Origin of the sequence: Halalkalibacterium halodurans (genome assembly GCF_005671335.1) — a bacterium.
Lineage (GTDB): Bacteria > Bacillota > Bacilli > Bacillales > Bacillaceae_D > Halalkalibacterium > Halalkalibacterium halodurans.
Window position 1 is genome coordinate 2,550,731 of the sequence record NZ_CP040441.1, and the last position, 18,370, is coordinate 2,569,100.

The 18,370-nt window shown below is 44.5% G+C and carries 20 protein-coding genes; all 20 read right to left on the reverse strand.

Annotation, left to right across the window (positions count from 1 at the left end):
- Positions 1-12 precede the first annotated feature (12 nt).
- A complete protein-coding gene (gene rseP / locus FED51_RS12295) occupies positions 13-1,275 on the reverse strand; it encodes an RIP metalloprotease RseP (RefSeq protein WP_053430966.1) in 1,263 nt (420 codons plus the stop codon).
- Between the two features lie 15 nt (positions 1,276-1,290).
- A complete protein-coding gene (dxr, locus tag FED51_RS12300; RefSeq protein ID WP_010898574.1) occupies positions 1,291-2,439 on the reverse strand; it encodes a 1-deoxy-D-xylulose-5-phosphate reductoisomerase in 1,149 nt (382 codons plus the stop codon).
- Between the two features lie 27 nt (positions 2,440-2,466).
- Entirely contained in the window at positions 2,467-3,261 is a 795-nt protein-coding gene (locus FED51_RS12305) for a phosphatidate cytidylyltransferase (RefSeq protein WP_138090549.1), read from the reverse strand.
- 18 nt (positions 3,262-3,279) lie between these two features.
- Positions 3,280-4,050 carry an undecaprenyl pyrophosphate synthase gene (locus tag FED51_RS12310; RefSeq protein ID WP_010898576.1) on the reverse strand — a complete coding sequence of 257 codons (771 nt, stop codon included), beginning with the start codon at positions 4,048-4,050 and terminating at the stop codon, positions 3,280-3,282.
- Positions 4,051-4,205: 155 nt separating this feature from the next.
- Complete coding sequence (gene frr, locus FED51_RS12315) at positions 4,206-4,763, reverse strand: ribosome recycling factor (RefSeq protein ID WP_010898577.1); 558 nt, start codon at positions 4,761-4,763, stop codon at positions 4,206-4,208.
- A complete protein-coding gene (gene pyrH, locus FED51_RS12320) occupies positions 4,763-5,482 on the reverse strand; it encodes a UMP kinase (RefSeq protein WP_053430964.1) in 720 nt (239 codons plus the stop codon). The genes frr and pyrH overlap by 1 nt, the downstream gene beginning before the upstream one ends.
- A 161-nt stretch (positions 5,483-5,643) precedes the next feature.
- Positions 5,644-6,525 (reverse strand): translation elongation factor Ts, encoded by an 882-nt coding sequence (tsf, locus tag FED51_RS12325; protein WP_138090551.1) that lies wholly within the window; start codon positions 6,523-6,525, stop codon positions 5,644-5,646.
- A gap of 169 nt (positions 6,526-6,694) precedes the next feature.
- Positions 6,695-7,429, reverse strand: a complete 735-nt coding sequence (rpsB, locus tag FED51_RS12330) for a 30S ribosomal protein S2 (protein ID WP_053431955.1) — start codon at positions 7,427-7,429, stop codon at positions 6,695-6,697.
- 161 nt (positions 7,430-7,590) lie between these two features.
- Positions 7,591-8,091 (reverse strand): DUF6115 domain-containing protein, encoded by a 501-nt coding sequence (locus tag FED51_RS12335; protein WP_138090553.1) that lies wholly within the window; start codon positions 8,089-8,091, stop codon positions 7,591-7,593.
- A gap of 25 nt (positions 8,092-8,116) precedes the next feature.
- Complete coding sequence (locus FED51_RS12340; RefSeq protein ID WP_010898582.1) at positions 8,117-8,428, reverse strand: hypothetical protein; 312 nt, start codon at positions 8,426-8,428, stop codon at positions 8,117-8,119.
- A 34-nt stretch (positions 8,429-8,462) separates the two neighbouring features.
- Positions 8,463-9,845, reverse strand: a complete 1,383-nt coding sequence (locus FED51_RS12345) for a flagellar assembly protein A (RefSeq protein ID WP_053430961.1) — start codon at positions 9,843-9,845, stop codon at positions 8,463-8,465.
- A gap of 26 nt (positions 9,846-9,871) precedes the next feature.
- Positions 9,872-10,642: a FliA/WhiG family RNA polymerase sigma factor gene (locus FED51_RS12350; RefSeq protein WP_053430960.1), complete on the reverse strand. Its 771-nt coding sequence runs from the start codon at positions 10,640-10,642 to the stop codon at positions 9,872-9,874.
- Positions 10,643-10,674: 32 nt separating this feature from the next.
- On the reverse strand, positions 10,675-10,998 hold the full coding sequence (locus FED51_RS12355) for a hypothetical protein (RefSeq protein ID WP_053430959.1): 324 nt from the start codon (positions 10,996-10,998) through the stop codon (positions 10,675-10,677).
- The gene (locus FED51_RS12360; protein WP_138090555.1) at positions 10,995-11,483 is read right to left on the reverse strand and encodes a chemotaxis protein CheD; all 489 of its coding nucleotides are present in this window, start codon (positions 11,481-11,483) and stop codon (positions 10,995-10,997) included. Before FED51_RS12360 ends, FED51_RS12355 begins: the two co-directional genes overlap by 4 nt.
- The gene (locus FED51_RS12365; RefSeq protein WP_010898587.1) at positions 11,476-12,105 is read right to left on the reverse strand and encodes a chemotaxis protein CheC; all 630 of its coding nucleotides are present in this window, start codon (positions 12,103-12,105) and stop codon (positions 11,476-11,478) included. Before FED51_RS12365 ends, FED51_RS12360 begins: the two co-directional genes overlap by 8 nt.
- A 27-nt stretch (positions 12,106-12,132) precedes the next feature.
- A complete protein-coding gene (locus FED51_RS12370; protein ID WP_053430958.1) occupies positions 12,133-13,173 on the reverse strand; it encodes a protein-glutamate methylesterase/protein-glutamine glutaminase in 1,041 nt (346 codons plus the stop codon).
- Positions 13,174-13,206: 33 nt separating this feature from the next.
- On the reverse strand, positions 13,207-14,073 hold the full coding sequence (locus tag FED51_RS12375; protein ID WP_010898589.1) for a MinD/ParA family protein: 867 nt from the start codon (positions 14,071-14,073) through the stop codon (positions 13,207-13,209).
- Positions 14,066-15,211: a flagellar biosynthesis GTPase FlhF gene (gene flhF / locus FED51_RS12380; RefSeq protein WP_010898590.1), complete on the reverse strand. Its 1,146-nt coding sequence runs from the start codon at positions 15,209-15,211 to the stop codon at positions 14,066-14,068. Before flhF ends, FED51_RS12375 begins: the two co-directional genes overlap by 8 nt.
- A complete protein-coding gene (gene flhA, locus FED51_RS12385) occupies positions 15,208-17,241 on the reverse strand; it encodes a flagellar biosynthesis protein FlhA (RefSeq protein ID WP_138090556.1) in 2,034 nt (677 codons plus the stop codon). Before flhA ends, flhF begins: the two co-directional genes overlap by 4 nt.
- 36 nt (positions 17,242-17,277) lie before the next feature.
- Positions 17,278-18,369, reverse strand: a complete 1,092-nt coding sequence (gene flhB, locus FED51_RS12390) for a flagellar biosynthesis protein FlhB (RefSeq protein ID WP_138090558.1) — start codon at positions 18,367-18,369, stop codon at positions 17,278-17,280.
- Position 18,370: the final 1 nt, after the last annotated feature.

Here is an 18,370-nt window from a genome sequence, read left to right on the forward strand (position 1 = left end):
TTTAAATGCTTTTTATAAAAACAACCGGTTAATATCATTCCATGTGACGACAAGGACGAGGAGCATTAATAGGGCAAAACCTACGAAATGAACGAGCGATTCCTTGCTCGGATCAAGAGGTTTCCCGCGTACCGCCTCCAAGCCTAAAAAGACGAGTCTCCCACCATCAAGGGCTGGCAATGGTAGCAAGTTGACGATCCCCAAGTTAACACTCAGCGCTGCTGTCCATTGTAATAGGACAAATATACCCATTTCCGCTGCCTGGCCAGTATAATTGACAATCCCGACAGGACCTGCTACGTAATCTAAAGAAAATTGACCTGTCACGAGCAGTCGAAGCACGTCAAAAATCATCGTCATATACGTATAGGTTTGCGTCGCTCCGAATTGAAGACCTGAAACGAGAGTGGCCGGTTCTGGTGCTGGGCGTTCGATCCCTACTAAGCCAATTGGCTCACCATCCATCCCTTCGACCTGATTGGGTGTGACCGGAATTTGCAAAATTTGTCCTGCCCGCTCCACTTCAAAAGTAATCTCTTCATTTGGGTGTTGTTGGATGATCATCGTCATATCAACCCATGTTTCAAGAGTCTGACCATCAATGCTTAGCACATAGTCGCCCTTCTGCAAGCCAGCAGTCTCAGCTGCACTATTTTCAGCGATATTTCCGACAACTGGGTCTTCTACAGGAATTCCTTGCATAAAGCCATGAGCGGCAAGCAGGACAAACGCTAAGACAAAGTTCATTAAAGGGCCTGCAAAAATCGCCAATGCTCGCTGTGCTACCGATTTTGAACCGAATTGCCGATCATAAGGGGCAATTTGTGTTGCCTCTTCATCTTGTACCATCTCCGCTTTTGGATCGATGTCCCATCGCTTCCGTTCACCGTCGTCGTCATAGGCCTCAATGAACAGTTCACGTTCTAAGTCAATACGCTCTACTTGGACAACCTGTGCTTCTGGATGCTTCGATTTGTTGTTCACAATGATGCGAGACACTACGTTTTTTTCATTAAACACGAGCCCCACTTCATATCCAGGTTTAATGGTAATCAACTCTGGATCTTCGCCCGCCATACGCACGTATCCTCCAAGAGGAATTAAGCGAATCGTGTAAACTGTCTCATTTCTTTTCCATGAGAACAGTTTTGGTCCAAACCCGATCGCAAACTCGCGACACAAGATGCCTGCCCTTTTTGCAAAATAGAGATGCCCCCATTCATGAACAGAAACTAAGACCCCAAACATCACTAAAAAAGCAATTAGTGTTTGCACAGTTATACCCCACCTTTATTTTATCAACGAGTGGACAAACGCTCTCGTTTCTTGATCGACATGTAAAATGTCCGCTAAACTTGGTGAATCGATGCGCTCGTGTCGTTCAAGCGCCTTTTCAATCACATCTTCAATGCCTAAAAACGATAGCTGGTTGTTTAAAAACAACTCGACGGCTTCTTCATTCGCTGCATTTAAGACCGTAGGCATCGTTCCACCTTGCTTTCCTGATTCGTATGCGAACGCCATACAACGGAAACGTTCCATATCTAATGGAGCAAAATGAAGCTTACCTACTTCCCATAAGTTTAACTGTTGTCCCTCATGAAATTCAAGTCGGTCGGGATAGGAAAGGGCATATTGGATCGGCACGCGCATATCGGGTGTCCCTAGCTGGGCAATGACACTTCGATCGACAAACTCTACCATGGAATGGATAATGCTTTCTTTATGTAGCAACACATCAATTTTTTCATACGGAAGATTGAACAACCAGTGGGCTTCAATAACTTCAAGCCCCTTGTTCATCATCGTTGCCGAATCGATTGTAATTTTTGCCCCCATGGACCAATTAGGGTGTTTTAAAGCATCCTCTACGGTTACACCGTTTAACTCGTCCCGTGATTTATCGCGAAAGCTCCCTCCAGAGGCGGTAATGATGATTCGGTGCAATCGATCCATCCGTTCTCCTTGCAACGCTTGGAAGATGGCCGAATGTTCACTATCAACTGGCAGCAGCTTTACGCCATGTTCCCTTGCTTTTTCTGTTACAAGATGTCCCGCTGTAACAAGGGTTTCTTTATTCGCGAGAGCAATCGTTTTCTTTGCTTCAATCGCCGCGAGAGTTGGAGCTAAACCGACGCTACCAATAACGGCATTGACAAGAATCTCGGCTTTCTCGGCAGTTGCCACTTCGATAAGTCCTTCTTCTCCACAGACAACTCTCGTACCTTCTGGAACTTTGGAAGCCAACGTTTTCCGGTCCTCATCTGTCATGACTGACACTAGAGGCGGTTTAAATTGATGAATCTGCTCTTCTGCGAGCGTTAAATTTTTTCCTACAGACATGGCAACAAGGCGAAATTTGTCTCGGTGGTTCGCCAGCACGTCCAATGTTTGCGTCCCTATGGATCCAGTTGCTCCTAATACACTGATACCTTTCACATTTTCACCTACACTTCTAAATAGACGTTAAAGCAAATGCAATAAATGCAAGATGGGCATGACATAAATCAAGCTGTCAAACCGGTCTAATATTCCACCATGACCTGGCAAGACAGTCCCTGAATCTTTTACGGCATAGTGACGCTTTAAGGCGGATTCCACAAGATCACCAAGTTGCCCGAAGACAGAAGCGACTACGATCACCGCAAGAGCGACTCCATAAGAGGAAAATAGCGGCATAATCCAGTAAAAAAGGCTACCGATGATAACCGCTAATATGATTCCTCCGATGGACCCTTCGATCGTCTTATTCGGGCTAATGTGTGGCCAAAGCTTATGCTTGCCGAACGCCCGTCCTGCAAAATAAGCGCCTGAATCGGTCGCCCAGATAACAAATAAAACGAAAAAGACGAGAGGAAGCCCGATTTCGGGGATTTCGCGACTTAATAGTAAAAAATGAAATCCATATCCTATGTACGCTGAAGAGAGGATCACGAACCCTGCCTCATCAAATGTAAATGTATTTTTCGTTAATACGGTAAGTAACAAAAGAAATAATATAAAAAAGATGAAAATTTCAACCTTCGTGAAGTCAGGAATAACTACTTTAAACCAATCGTTCGGCAGGAGCAGCATCCACATTGGCAAAAGGCTGAACGCCCCCATCGGTGAGTAAGGCGCAATCTTTTTCATTTTTAACAATTCGCTCATTGCGATCGTTGCGACGACAATGATAAACATCGTAAACGGAAGCCCGCCTACAACGACGAATGTTAGAAAAACTAGTCCAAAAATAATGGCTGTAACAACCCTTTGTTTCAAAAGAGGTTCGCCCCTTTCTTAAACGCCTCCATAGCGCCGTGCCCGTTTTTGATAGACAGCGATCGCTTCCGTCAAATGGTGTTCTGTAAAATCCGGCCAAAGCACATCGGTAAACCAAAATTCACTGTAAGCTAATTGCCATAGCATAAAATTGCTCAAGCGTATTTCTCCACTCGTTCGGATCAGCAAATCTGGGTCGCGGAGGTCAGCCGTCATTAAATGGCGGCTAATCACGTCTTCTGTAATGGCATCGCTCGAAAGGGTTCCCGTCTCTACTTCTTTGGCAACCTGTTTCATCGCTTCCACCATTTCATATCGACTGCCGTAATTTAGCGCAAAGTTTAATATAAGGCCCGTGTTATCTTTCGTTTCCTCCATTGCTTTTGTGACAGCCTTCGCTGTATGCTCCGGTAAGGTGTCCAATCCCCCCATGATTCGCACTTGTACATTTTCTTCCATCAAGTTTGGCAGCTCGAGCTTTAAGAAACGTTCGGGAAGCTTAAGCAAATAATCTACTTCTGTTCTTGGACGCTTCCAATTTTCCGTAGAAAATGCGTATAGGGACAGCACTTCAATCTTTAAATCAATGGCTTTTCGGACAATTTTATTAATGACTTTCATCCCCTCGCGGTGTCCTGCTATGCGAGGAAGACCTTTTTTCTTGGCCCAACGGCCATTTCCATCCATAATAATGGCCACATGTTTTGGAATTGCTGATTCATCAAGCGAATGGGAAGGTGTCGTATGATTTGAACGATTTCCCTTCCACTTTGAAAACTTTTCAAGCATGGATAGCCCTCCAACAATGTTGCGTTCAAACTCCTTATTTTATGAAGACCGTTGTGCCAACCAGATCGGAGCCTTTTATGAACAATTTAATTAGAGAAAAAAACCCCCTATCATCAGAGGGTCTCTTACATTACTCTATTTTAACGTGAAAGTGATTATACTTCCATGATTTCTTTTTCTTTCGCTTCTGCTTTTTGGTCGATTTGCTCGATGTACTTGTCTGTCAGCTTTTGGACATCCTCTGTCACTCTGCGCAAATCATCCTCTGTCAGTTCACCGTCTTTTTGTCGTTTTTTCAAATCATCATTGGCATCACGACGAATGTTTCGAACGGCAACCTTCGCCTCTTCTGCTGACTTTTTCACAAGCTTTGTTAAGTCGCGACGACGCTCTTCCGTAAGCGGTGGAATTGTGATACGAATCACAGTTCCGTCATTGGAAGGGGTTAATCCGAGATCTGACTTTTGGATCGCACGTTCAATGTCTGAAATGGATGACTTATCGAATGGTTGAATGACTAATAAACGAGCCTCTGGAACTGAAATGGTCGCCAACTGATTAAGCGGTGTTTCCGCTCCATAATATTCCACTGTGATGCGATCAAGCATCGCTGGATTCGCACGACCAGCTCGTAACTTTGCTAATTCACGTCCTAGCGCTTCCGTTGCTTTCGTCATACGTTGTTCTGCATCGTTTAACACTTCTTTTGACATTAGTTACTCCCCCTTACAACAGTACCGATTTCTTCTCCAAGAACGGCCTTTTTAATATTACCTTCTTCCATAATCGAGAACACAATGAGCGGAATGTTGTTGTCCATACATAGGGATGAAGCCGTTGAGTCCATGACCGCTAGGCCTTCTTTTAACACATCCAAATAGGAAATGGACGTATATTTTTTGGCATTGACATCAACAGAAGGGTCAGCATTGTACACACCGTCCACTTTATTTTTCGCCATTAAAATGACTTCAGCCTCGATTTCAGCTGCCCGTAGTGCAGCCGTTGTATCGGTAGAGAAATAAGGATTTCCTGTTCCTGCGGCAAAAATGACAACCCGCTTTTTCTCCAAATGGCGAATCGCCCGTCTGCGAATATAAGGCTCTGCCACTTGTCTCATTTCAATCGAGGTTTGAACGCGTGATTGGACGTCAAGGTTTTCCAAGCTGTCCTGTAACGCTAATGAATTCATGACCGTCGCTAGCATCCCCATGTAATCTGCAGTTGCTCGGTCCATCCCTTTCGCGCTACCTGCCATCCCGCGCCAAATGTTGCCACCACCTACGACGACAGCGACCTCTACATCTAATTCAACGATTTCTTTAATTTGTGAAGCAATCGATTGAATGACTTCCGGATCGATGCCATATCCTTGTTCTCCTGCTAACGCCTCGCCGCTCAACTTTAAAACGACTCGTTTATATTTAGCCATGAGTACCTCCAAAGTCTTATCTGAAGTTCAAGCTCCACTCTCTATGTATATGTGTTTCATGCTGAAGCTCGCTTTTTTGAAAAAAGGGACACGCAGTGCCCCTTTTTATCTTCAAAACAGGCGCCACCGCTCACTCTACTATGCGCCTTGCGTGTTCCTCATTACTTCTTCACTTGAGACATAACTTCTTCTGCAAAGTTGTCTTCACGCTTCTCGAGCCCTTCCCCTACTTCATAGCGGATGAACTCTTTCACAGTAGCCCCTTTGCTTTGCACGTATTTGCCAACTTTTTGATCGCCATCTTTAACGAATGCTTGGTCAAGTAAACATACTTGCTCAAAGTATTTGCCAAGACGCCCTTCCACCATCTTTTCGACGATGTTTTCTGGCTTACCTTCATTAAGTGCTTGCTGTTTTAACACTTCGCGCTCGCGAGCTACTTCATCCTCAGACACTTGATCGCGTGTCACATAAGTAGGGTTAATCGCTGCAACGTGCATCGCAATATCCTTCGCAAGCTCTTCATCTGAAGATTGACCGATAACGGAAAGAACCCCGATGCGTCCACCCATATGGATGTACTGTCCAAACACATCTCCGTCTTCTTTTTCAACAATTTCAAACCGACGAAGGGAAAGCTTTTCGCCAATTTTTGCAATCGCAGAGTTGATGTATTCTTGAACCGTTTCTCCACCGTTAAATGGTTGCTCTAGCGCTTCTTCCACAGAAGTAGGACGTTTTTCTAGCAAGTGAGAAGCTAATTCAGCTACGAGTTTTTGGAAGTTTTCGTTTTTTGCGACGAAGTCTGTTTCAGAGTTAACTTCGACGATGATCGCGTGATTCCCTTCTGCTTTTACATAGGCTAGTCCTTCAGCAGCTACGCGGTCCGCTTTTTTCGCCGCTTTCGCAATCCCTTTTTCACGAAGATAGTCAATCGCTTTATCCATATCTCCGTTCGTTTCTGTTAATGCTTTTTTACAATCCATCATCCCTGCGCCTGTTTTTTCGCGCAGCTCTTTTACCATGCTTGCCGTAATTGCCATGGAACATTCCTCCTTAATGATTATGTATGATGATCTTATCTTTGTAAGCTGTTCATTTTAAGAAAAGCTCGGCTTTTTAGTATGCTTTGCTTTCCTGTCTTTTCTCATAGTGGAAAAAAAGGCGATAAAGGGTCACTCCCCTTTATCACCCTTTCCGAGAGTTTTGACATTAAGCTGTTGTCTCTTCTGTCTCTTCCGCCACTTCTTCTGCCTCTTCGCCAGCACCAGAAGTTGCTTCTACTACAGCATCTGCCATTTTTCCAGTCAAAAGTTTAACCGCGCGAATCGCGTCATCGTTACCTGGAATGACATAATCGATTTCATCCGGGTCACAGTTTGTATCTACAATCGCTACGATTGGAATGTTTAGCTTATGAGCCTCCGCGATCGCAATACGCTCTTTACGAGGGTCGATCACAAAAAGGGCATCCGGAAGGCTGTTCATATCTTTAATTCCGCCTAGGAACTTCTCAAGACGCTCCATCTCTTTCTTAAGAAGGATAACTTCTTTCTTAGGAAGAACATCGAACGTTCCATCCTCTTCCATTTTCTCGAGCTTTTTAAGGCGATCAATGCGCTTTTGAATGGTCTCAAAGTTCGTTAATGTACCACCTAACCAACGTTGGTTGATATAGTACATACCGCAGCGCTCAGCTTCTTCCTTCACTGAATCTTGCGCTTGCTTTTTCGTCCCTACGAAAAGGACTTTCCCGCCGTCAGCAGCAAGTTCGCGAACAAAATTGTACGCTTCCTCTACTTTTTTGACGGTCTTTTGTAAATCGATAATGTAAATTCCGTTACGTTCTGTGAAGATGTAGCGATCCATTTTAGGGTTCCAACGGCGTGTTTGGTGACCGAAGTGCACCCCAGCTTCCAACAATTGTTTCATGGAAATAACTGCCACATCCAACACCTCCTCTTTGGTTTTTTTGTCCTCCGCACTCATCATGTTCATGCAAGACTACCTGTTCAGATAGCACCTTTGCCTGAATCCGAGGCGTGTGTGATTAACACCGTGGATTAATATACCACACGAAAAGAGGGAAAGCAAGAGCGAGTCACGATTTAACCGTAAAATTTCAATAGTAGCTCTACTTCCCCTTTTCCCATATTTAATTTTTTAGCAATCTCTTCAACGGAAAGTCCCTGTTTCGCTAATGAAATGACTCGGCTTTGATCGGATGTTTCGACAATGACGGCTTCGTCATTGGACCCGTCAAGCCACGGGGGAACAGACTCCTCTTGATCTTCTGGCGGAGGGGGATCCGATTCTCGTACAGCCTCTGGCTCAGGCTCACTCATTGGCTTAGCGGGGGTAGCTAGGGTAGAAGCGTCCTCCGGCTCCTTTGCTACTGGCACCTTTCTCATCGCTTCGAACTGCTTGAGAAGCTTTTCATTTTCTTCTTTCATTTCGAGCGTATACGCCGCAAGTAAATCCTCTATTTCTTTGACCGTCTTTTTGTGGTCTGTCTCCGTTTCTTTTAACGATAGCTTTTGCATGAGTGTGATGATCCAGAGAAACGTCACCCCGTGAAGAATTAAACTGATAATGGCGATTGTGCTCATTTCTCCTCCTTCAGTTGTGCAAGGTTTAGCCTGAAAAATCAATAAATTGCCCTTTATATGGATGGCTTTTCTGCACTTTCTTTTGCTGCTTTTTCCGCTCTTCTTTCTCTTTCTCGTGCTTTTGTTGCCCTTTCTCCTTGTCGCCGTCGCGAAATCTGGCCACATCGGTTTCTTCTGCTTCGTTTACTTGCTTTCTCTTAGTGTTTGTCTCATCTTTTAACTGTTCTTGAATAACCTCTTGCCCTACCTGACCCCGTTGCTGAAGCTGATCTTGAATTTTCCCCACTTGCTGGGAACGAGGAATCGCCCCTTGATATTCAATCGGCCTGATGCTCACAAGCACCCCTCCTAATGAAACCTATCGCTGCCTTTTACCGAGAAGACAGTTGAATTTCTTGATCGACGAGTGACAGCTTAACATTCGAATGGTTTGAAACGATTTTTCTTCGATACTTTCCAAAATGGGCGCTCACATTAGGGTACAGGGTTTGTTCAACGACGATTGAACCGGCTTGATTTAGTGTGAGCTTCTCCTGTACGTCTTCTAATTGCTCTTTGATTTGCTCATGCTTTTCCTTTACTTGAACTAGTGTATTTTTCACCCGCAACCGTTGAACCCGACCGTTAGCTGTAAGCCCATTTTCTTTTTCTAACTCCTGAAATTTTTGCAAGAGTAGTGACAGCTTTTTCAGTTCCTCTTCTGTTGTTTTATATTCTTTTGCCAACTGTTTTTCTTTTGTGACCCACTTTTCCTTAGCGCCAATATACAAAGAGGTTTTCGTATGCATACTATTGCCAATTTCCTTCGCATAAATGTGATCTTCTGCTGATAAGACACCACCAACAATGTTCCCTTTCCCTCTTGTGCAAATAATCTTACCTCCCGCCGTACACGTGCTGTGCAAAATGGATTGGACGACTTCAATATCACCGCCCACTTCCACTTTCGCTTGGTTAATGAACGTTGTATGCAAACCACCCTCTGCACGAATACATCCGCGATTTTGCCCGACAATTCCGGCCCCGACAAAGATCGAACCGCCTGCTTCTAACGTCGCACCTTCCACTGTCCCAAAAACGCGAATATCGCCTCCCGCCTTCACGACAAATCCGTCAGGGACGTGACCACGAATGATGACGTTTCCAATAAATGAGATGTTCCCATGCTTCATCGTTAAATCGCCTGGAACCTCATAAACGGGATAGACATGAATCGTACGTTTATCAACGCTCATTTGCCCGTCCACAGCAGCTACTAGTGTTCCATTGGCTTCATCTACTGTCGAGTTTTTACCAGGACGAAGAACAAATTCACGCCCTGGTTTTGCCTTGATCGGTTCCCCTAAAACATTCATGCCGTCTTCTCCTAGGGTCGCAGGAATTTTTTTGCCGATGACCTGCCCCTGCTTCACTTCTGGAATCGATAAGACATCACGAAGGTTCATCGCTGAAATCGAGTGGACGTCACGCTCTTCTTCCTCATGTTGGATCGGCTGCAAATAGCCATGCTTTCCATTTTGAGGCTGTAACCCTTCAGCCACTTTCACTGACGACGTTAGCCCTTTTTCGCTTTTAACGACCTGATCAATGACAGATTCTTTTACGCCAAACACAACACCGTGTTCCTTCATAAAAGAAAGCAACTCATCCTTTGTCACTGGATGATCCTCTGGGAAAGGCTCGTGTTGTTTCAATGTTGCTTCCATCTTGTCTCGTGAAATAATGACTTCAAAAATTGTGTCCAGTTTGCTCATAGTTTTTCAAATCCTTTGTCAGCGTTTTATGCATTTCTTTTTTTCAATGCCTGTTGCAACCGGAACAACGCCTTCGAATGAATTTGTGAGATTCGTGATGTCGATAACTTTAGAATTTGTCCTATTTCTGTTAATGTCAATTCTTCAAAGTAAAAAAGACCGATGACTAATTGCTCTTTTTCATTTAATATATTCGCGATCAATTGTGAAAGTTCCTCTTTTTGCGCCTCTTCTAGTAATTTTTCTTCAGGACTTAAGGATTGTTTATCAATAATCGTAGCGGTATACGTTTCTTCCCGATCACTATCGTTTGTCTTTTCATCCATGGATAGCAGGTTTGCGACGAGAGATTCCGTCATTGTTTGTGAAACCTCATTCTCACTTAAACCGACTTCCTTCGCCACTTCTTCTACCGATACGTTTCGTCCTAGCTTTTGCTCTAGCTTTTCAGTCGCCGCTTCAATCTTTTTAATTTTTTCACGCATCGATCTCGGTAGCCAATCCTCTTTCCTTAATCCGTCCAAGATCGCCCCCCTTACGCGAAACGAAGCGTACGTATCAAACTTCAAGTCACGGTCTGGGTTAAATTTTTCTAGTGCATCTAATAAACCGAGCATCCCATGACTGATTAGATCATCCTTGCTCACACTCCGCGGCAAGCCAACTGAAATTCGCTGTACGTGATAGTGGACAAGAGGAAGGTATTGGCGAATTAACGCATCACACGCCTCCTGACTACGCTCAGTCAACCACTCTGTCCAAATTTTATCATCCGCCATCGTAGAAACACTTGACATCTCGGTTCCCTCCCGTACCTAATTTGAATCGATTAATCTTTTACGTACGCTGCTGCTTGTTCAGGTGTTTCTCGTTCAACTTCGGACTTGTTCACATTTTCCTCTACAAGTACGTCCCCTTGAGACTCGTCATTTGTTAGTGAACGCTGTTCTCCCTCTACTCTTGGGTTGCTGGCTAACGCAACAGCAAAAAGCCAGCGAAACATATATGTAAGGAGAAAGACAATCACGGCCCAAAACAGAGAACGAATCAGGCTTGTTACCCATACATTCACTTGTAGGTTACCGAAAAGGACAATCAAAAAAGTGATACTCCCCACCACTACATTGGTTCTCCAAGTGCCGAGTAAATTCATATTTCCTTCTCTCCTTGATGTACGGTCCGGATGGAAAGCCGTTTGGTCTCTGGGTTAAATTCGATCGTTCGTCCGTTCGAGCCCCCTACATCCTCAGCTAAAATCGGAATGCTCAGCTCACGCAACTTTTTCTTTACTGCTTCTACATTTCGTTGACCGATCCGCATCATATCACTGTTCGAGGCAAAGGAAAACATTTGCGCTCCTCCGGCCATTTTTGCTTTTAATGAATAACGTTTGGCTCCAATCGCTTCAAGCTTCGAAAGCAAGAGATCTAGCGCCGTATCGGCATACTTTGCGCGATTAAACTCCTGCTTTTTCCCTAACGCGGAATCAGGAAGCATAATGTGGGCCATTCCTGCTACTTTTTTCACGTCATCATATAGAACAACGCCGACACATGAACCAAGCCCAGCTGTCCGTATCGTGTGTGGTGGGGTTACAACGTTTAAATCAGCCATTCCTACTTTTACAACGTCATTCATGTAGGCCCACTCCTAGAGAAGAGAACATCACATCAAATGACTCCGGATCAGGAAGTAAAAAGAAATGTCCAGCTCCGCGTCTCTCCCCTTCCTCAGAAATTTGCGTATCAATCACAATCGCTTCGTCACCAATTTGAGAGAGAGGAATCAAACCATAATTTAAGATCGCACCAATCATGTCGATGCTAAGTCCAGGAACGGATGGATAAAGCTTAAGTTTTGTGAAATCAGCTAAAGCCGACAAATAAGAGCCTGCTAGAATATTTCCTAGCTCCTTTAGGGCGGACATGGAGAGGTCATCCATTTCTCCTTCCAGTGATGAACGACTTGCCCCTGTTAACTGTGCAACCATCCCCTTTGCTTCTTCAAGCGTTGCAAGAAAAAACATACTTCCAGGAGCATCTCCTTCAATTCGTAAGAACGTCGCGGCTACGACTTCTTCAGGTCCACCGATCCATTCGGTTAACTCTTGAAATGAAACGATATGGACATTCGGTACATTCATGTCAATTGTTTTTTGCAGCAGTTGAGATAATGCCGTTGCTGCATTACCTGCACCGATATTTCCGATTTCTTTCAAAATGTCTAGGTGAAACGCTTGTAATTCGCTCAAATTTTCCATTCCGCCCTCTTCCTCTCTCGATGATTATCACCTTTTGCATTGACGAACGATACTGTCAGCTATAAGTTCAAGGTGGGTCACTTCATCTACAAGCTTTCTTTCAATCGCCACTTTCGGCATTCCAAATACGACACAAGACTGCTCTGATTCAGCAATCGCATAACAAGATCCGCGCTTAAGTTGTTCCAAGCCTTCCGTTCCATCTGAACCCATTCCAGTCATAATGACGGCAACCTTATAGATACTAGATAAAGCAGATACAGATTCAAACAAAACATCCGCCGATGGACGGTGTCCCTTACGCGGCTCTTCTTTCGTTAAATGTAAGGCGATCGACGTTCCTAATCGTTTCGTCTCGAGATGGTACCCACCTGGCGCAATATAAGCGACTCCTGGGCGAATGATCTCTCCGTCTTCCGCTTCCTTCACGTGAATCTCACACAAGCTATTAAGCCGATTAGCAAGAGATTCGGTAAAGCCAGCCGGCATATGTTGCACGATTAATATCGGTGCTGGCAAATCTTTCGGGAGCTTTGTCAATACTTGTTTCAAGGCTTTCGGTCCACCAGTCGATGTGCCAATCACAATGATCGTTTTGTCGAAAGGCACCGGCTGCTGAAGTGGTCGGAAAACGACTGGCGCCTTTTTGGACGTCGGCTTTAATTTCACGTTCGGTGCCGATGCGACTTTCTCAATCAGCAGATCACGAACTTTTTCTAGATCAAGGGAGATCGGCCCTGAAGGCTTTGTTATAAAATCGACAGCTCCAAGTTCCATAGCGGTTAGTGCATTCTCTGCCCCTTCTTTCGTTGTACTGCTAACGATAATGATGGGCAGCGGGTTTTCTGACATCAGACGTTTTAACGTTTCGATTCCATCCATAACCGGCATTTCTACATCTAATGTCATCACGTCAGGGGCTAGCGTTTTTCGTTTCTTCAGGGCATCCTCCCCGTTTCTAGCTGTTCCCACTACCTCAAGGCGAGGGTCCGATTCTAGCATCGATGTGATGACCTTACGCATGAACGCCGAGTCATCGACGACTAATACTTTGATGCGGGATTCCATATGACACCTCCCATCACTGCAATCTTGACCGTTTTAGCGAAACCATTTCCTTATTTTCTTCATAAACGATTGATACGAGGGAGCCCCCCTGTCCACTCGGTGCCCAAGATAGGTATGGACGAGCTTCCCCATCGCCATGCTCGCCTTCGCCTGTGGTGCATGGAGAACGAATGGGGCTTGTGCTTTAACCGCCTTCACGACATGGCTATCTTGCGGAAGGTAGCCAAGCGAGTGGATGTCTTTTTTCAAGAAGTGGCTGACGACACGTTTAAAATTAGCGGCTGTCTGCTCCCCCTCTCGTTTCGATTCTGCTCGATTCACGATCAGTAAAATCTCAGGATTTTCGATCGGTTCCTTGCAAATATACTTGACCATGGCGTAAGCATCCGTAATAGACGTCGGTTCCGGTGTCGTGACAACAAATATTTCATGGGCAGACAAAATAAATCGAAGACTTTCGGCTGTTGCTCCAGCTCCCATATCGAGAATGATATAATCATAGATTGCCCCCAACGATTCAAGTTGCTGGAAAAAACGTTCCATTTGTCGTTCGTTTAATTCGACAAGCTCAGAAAGTCCCGAACCTCCAGCAATGTATGTGATTCCTTCTGGTCCTTGCTCTGCTATATCCCAAATCGTTAGTTCCCGTTTAATCATATCGATGATGTGGTAGCTAGGGGATAGTCCCATGAGAATGTCAAGGTTGCCCATTCCTAAATCTAAATCAATCAAGGCAACTTTTTGGTTTTGCCTAGAAAGAGTGAGGGCAAAGTTAAGGGAAACATTTGATTTGCCGACGCCGCCTTTTCCACTAACAACAGCGATTACTTTCCCTTGTCCCCGTCCTTGCTCCATCACGCCATCAACCATTCTTCTGAGACTTTCCGCTTGGTCACGCATGGCCTTTTGCCCCTAATATAGTCTGAATGATCCAATCGTTGGATGATTCAACGATATCATCCGGGACATTTTGCCCGTTTGTTACATATGCCACACCCTTGCCTTGTTCAAACATCATATTGAGCATAGCCCCATATGTATCAGTCTCATCTTGCTTCGTAAAAATGATCTGTTTGATCGGAACGAGCGAAAATTGTTCAATAATCGCTTTCATATCTCGATACTTCCCTGTTAAGGAAAGGACGAGATAATTTTCAGCTTCATGCTTAAAATCAATGACCTTCTCCAATTCTTTTACGTAAAGGGCGTTTCGAAAATTTCTTCCCGCTGAATCGACTAATACGAGATCATAATGGATAAATTGGTTTTTTGCCTTCTGAAAATCTTCCATCGAATAAACGACTTCTAACGGAATATTTAAGATTTTAGCGTATGTTTTGAGCTGCTCAACTGCTGCAATCCGATACGTATCGGTTGTAATGAGGGCTACTTTTTTCTTTTTCTTCAAGACGCTATGAGCCGCAAGCTTGGCAATCGTCGTCGTTTTTCCAACACCGGTTGGACCGACGATGTTAACGAATTTTTTTTGAAAGGTTATCCCCCCTTCTGGGAGAAGGGATAGTTTTCGCTTTAAAAGTTGCTCTCCTTTCGTTAACAGCTCTTCATAGGACCACGGTGTTTGCTCATCCCCTTCCTCTTGTAGCCAAGCTTGCAGTAAGTGTTTGACGAGCTGGAGACGCACGGCTTCACATACTTCTTGCTGTTTCAACTGTTCGTCAAAGGAATGAAACGGTTCTGGATAGGACTGCATACTCGTTTCTTTTGTATTGATCGTCTGCATCATTTTTTTAAGCTCTTGAATTTCGACGAGAAGCGATTCGGTTGACTTTTCATTTACTGATGACGGTCTTCCATCAACGTTCCAGCCCTTTCTTTTTTTAGGGGGCAAGGTGACTTTCGCCCGTTCAATAGGGTCTATCGCCGCGATCACTTCCAACTTCTTTTTCGTAAAAAAGCCGAGAAATCCACCGGTCTCAATCTCTTTTGAATTAAGGATGACCGCATGCTCCCCTAACTCCACACGAATTTTTTCCATAGCCTCCCCCATGGACGAAGCCACGTACTTTTTTACCTTCACGACGGATTCACCACCCCTACACTTTGAACTTCAACATTCGCTTCTAACTCGTTATAAGACAGAATTGGAACTTGCGGCAAATATCGTTCAAGCAGCTGACGAACATACATTCGAACTGCCGGTGAACAAAGGATCACAGGTGGCTGGCCCATTTGCGATAAACGATCCGCTTCTTGGGCAGCGGCTTCAATGATTTTCTGCGACTGATCAGGGTCGATCGAAACAAAATTCCCATGTTCTGTCTGCTGAACACCATCAGCAATCATTTTTTCTACCATCCCGCTCAAGGTGACAACGTATAAAGGCTCTCCTTGCTGGGCAAATTGCTTGGAAATTTGTCGTGATAACGATTGACGAACATATTCCGTTAACAAATCCATATCCTTCGTCATTTGTCCGTAGTCGGCGATCGTTTCAAAAATGGCAGGCAAATTGCGAATCGAAATGTGTTCCTTCAATAAGTTTGTTAACACCTTCTGAATCTCACCAATCGACAACGTATTCGTTACTTCTTCCACAAGGGCTGGATACGCTTCTTTTAAATGATCGACTAATTGCTTTGTTTCCTGACGGCCGATAAGTTCATGTGCGTGACGCTTAATCACTTCTGTCAAATGGGTCGATACAACTGACGGCGGATCAACAACGGTATAGCCAGATAGTTCAGCTTGTTCTTTCATTTCCTCACTGATCCAAAGGGCCGGTAAACCAAACGCTGGCTCTACAGTTTCGATACCGACCACACTTTCATCCTCTACTCCAGGACTCATCGCCATATAATGGTCGAGAAGCAGCTCCCCTTTGGCAACTTCATTCCCTTTAATTTTGATCGTATATTCATTCGGCTGAAGCTGAATGTTGTCGCGAATGCGAATAACTGGAACGACCATTCCGAGCTCTAGCGCCATTTGCCGCCTGATCATAACAACCCGGTCAAGCAAGTCTCCCCCTTGGTTCGTGTCCGCAAGTGGAATGAGTCCATAGCCAAATTCAAATTCGATCGGGTCAATTTGCAGCAAATTGACGACACTTTCCGGAGACTTTAAATCCTCATTCTCATCTGATGCTTCTTCTTTTTCTTCCTCTGCCAATTGTTTTTGCTCCCCTTGGGACAAATGATATCCACCAAAGGCGAGCACCCCTGCAATGATCGATGTGACAATGAGCGAAATGGGCGTTAATAGCCCTAATGCAAGAATGGTACCAGAAGCCACATAGAGCATTTTCGGGTAAGCGAGCAATTGTTTCGTAATATCTTGCCCAAGGTTTCCGTCAGATGCTGCTCTTGTGACAATAATTCCTGTAGCTGTCGAAATGATCAGGGCCGGAATTTGGCTGACGAGACCATCCCCTACGGTAAGCAGTGTAAAATGATTCGCTGAGTCTGACAAACTCATTCCCATCTGCATCATGCCAATCACTAGGCCGAAAATGATATTAATGATGACAATGACAATTCCGGCGATGGCGTCCCCCTTTACAAACTTACTAGCCCCGTCCATTGCACCGTAAAAGTCTGCTTCTTTTTCGATTTTTTCCCGGCGTTCTTTTGCTTCAATATCGGAAATCATCCCAGCGTTTAAGTCGGCATCGATGCTCATCTGCTTTCCTGGCATCGCGTCGAGGGTGAAGCGGGCACCTACTTCGGATACACGCTCTGCCCCTTTTGTGATGACGATAAACTGAATGATAATCAAAATGAGGAAGACGACAAATCCGACGAGAGGATTTCCACCGATAACGAAGTTTCCGAATGTATCAATGACATTTCCAGCTTCTCCGTTCCCTAAAATTGATCTTGTCGTCGACACGTTCAGTCCTAGACGAAATAACGTCACAAGCAAAAGCAATGTTGGGAAAATGGAGAACTGTAACGGCTCCTTCGTGTTCATCGCCACGAGTATAATCAAAATTGCGAGGGAGATGTTCGTGATAATTAAAAAATCCAACATCGCCGGCGGCAATGGGATGATCAGCATGATCACGATCAGTATAACGCTTAATAATACGGCTAAATCTCTTGCTCTCACGATGGTCTCTCCTCACATACAGTAAATTTTAGTCTTCTACACTTGTTTCTTCTTCAATCGATAGACGTAGGCAAGTACTTCAGCAACGGCTTTAAACAGCTGCTCAGGTACTTGATCACCAATATCCGCTTGATCATACAACGCCCTAGCGAGAGGTTTATTTTCCACTGTGACTACGTTATGCTGCTTGGCCAAGCTTTTTATTTTAAACGCCACATAGTCTACGCCTTTTGCCACGATGACTGGGGCATCCATTTTAGATTGGTCATATCTCAAAGCGATCGCGTAATGGGTTGGGTTCGTAATGACCACATCCGCTTTAGGCACTTCCTGCATCATTCGCTGCATCGCCATTTCCATTTGTTTTTGCTTACGCTTTGATTTAACTTTCGGGTCCCCTTCCACGTTTTTATGCTCATCCTTCACATCTTGTTTCGACATGCGGATTTGTTTCTCATGATCGTACCGCTGATACAAGTAATCAGGAATCGATAAAATTAATAGAAGGATCGCGATAAAAATTCCTAGCAACGCCGTTAACTGTGCGACGGTAACAAAAGAGTTCTCTACACTTTTTTGCGATAACAACATAACATCCTCTAAGCTAAACCAAACGATCGAAAAGGCGGCCAGCCCTGTTAACACAATCTTTAATAAAGATTTCAAAAACTCCACAAGGGCACGAACGGAGAAAATTCGTTTAGCTCCTTTAATTGGATCTATTTTAGATAGCTTCATTTTTAATGGCTCTGTTGTAAACAAAGGGCCAACCTGGATGTAACTCGCCAACACTCCAGCTATTAAGGCAATAGCCATAATCGGTAATAGAACGATCGCTGCTTCCATTGTAATTTCAAACATCAGTTCAGCGACGCTCTCTTCTGTAACATCCATTAACAAATAGCTTTCGAATGTATGGATCAACAGCTTTTCTAATGTACCACCAAGAAGGGGTCCGCCAAATAGCCACAAGAACAAAAAAACGCAGAGGAGGATGATCGCTGTATTCACATCGGTGCTTTTCGCAACCTGCCCTTTTTTTCTAGAGTCTTGACGTTTTTTCGGCGTTGCTTTCTCCGTTTTCTCTTGTGCAAAAAACTGCAAATCTATTTTCATGAATGAAGCCATA

Bases quoted from the DNA above. Each gene is read 5' to 3' on its own strand.
- FED51_RS12310 (WP_010898576.1), bottom strand. From the start codon at position 4,050: ATGCTTGAAAAGTTTTCAAAGTGGAAGGGAAATCGTTCAAATCATACG.
- frr (WP_010898577.1), bottom strand. From the start codon at position 4,763: ATGTCAAAAGAAGTGTTAAACGATGCAGAACAACGTATGACGAAAGCA.
- pyrH (WP_053430964.1), bottom strand. From the start codon at position 5,482: ATGGCTAAATATAAACGAGTCGTTTTAAAGTTGAGCGGCGAGGCGTTA.
- tsf (WP_138090551.1), bottom strand. From the start codon at position 6,525: ATGGCAATTACGGCAAGCATGGTAAAAGAGCTGCGCGAAAAAACAGGC.
- FED51_RS12335 (WP_138090553.1), bottom strand. From the start codon at position 8,091: ATGAGCACAATCGCCATTATCAGTTTAATTCTTCACGGGGTGACGTTT.
- FED51_RS12345 (WP_053430961.1), bottom strand. From the start codon at position 9,845: ATGAGCAAACTGGACACAATTTTTGAAGTCATTATTTCACGAGACAAG.
- FED51_RS12350 (WP_053430960.1), bottom strand. From the start codon at position 10,642: ATGTCAAGTGTTTCTACGATGGCGGATGATAAAATTTGGACAGAGTGG.
- FED51_RS12355 (WP_053430959.1), bottom strand. From the start codon at position 10,998: ATGAATTTACTCGGCACTTGGAGAACCAATGTAGTGGTGGGGAGTATC.
- FED51_RS12360 (WP_138090555.1), bottom strand. From the start codon at position 11,483: ATGAATGACGTTGTAAAAGTAGGAATGGCTGATTTAAACGTTGTAACC.
- FED51_RS12365 (WP_010898587.1), bottom strand. From the start codon at position 12,105: ATGGAAAATTTGAGCGAATTACAAGCGTTTCACCTAGACATTTTGAAA.
- FED51_RS12370 (WP_053430958.1), bottom strand. From the start codon at position 13,173: ATGGAATCCCGCATCAAAGTATTAGTCGTCGATGACTCGGCGTTCATG.
- FED51_RS12375 (WP_010898589.1), bottom strand. From the start codon at position 14,073: ATGCGTGACCAAGCGGAAAGTCTCAGAAGAATGGTTGATGGCGTGATG.
- flhB (WP_138090558.1), bottom strand. From the start codon at position 18,369: ATGGCTTCATTCATGAAAATAGATTTGCAGTTTTTTGCACAAGAGAAA.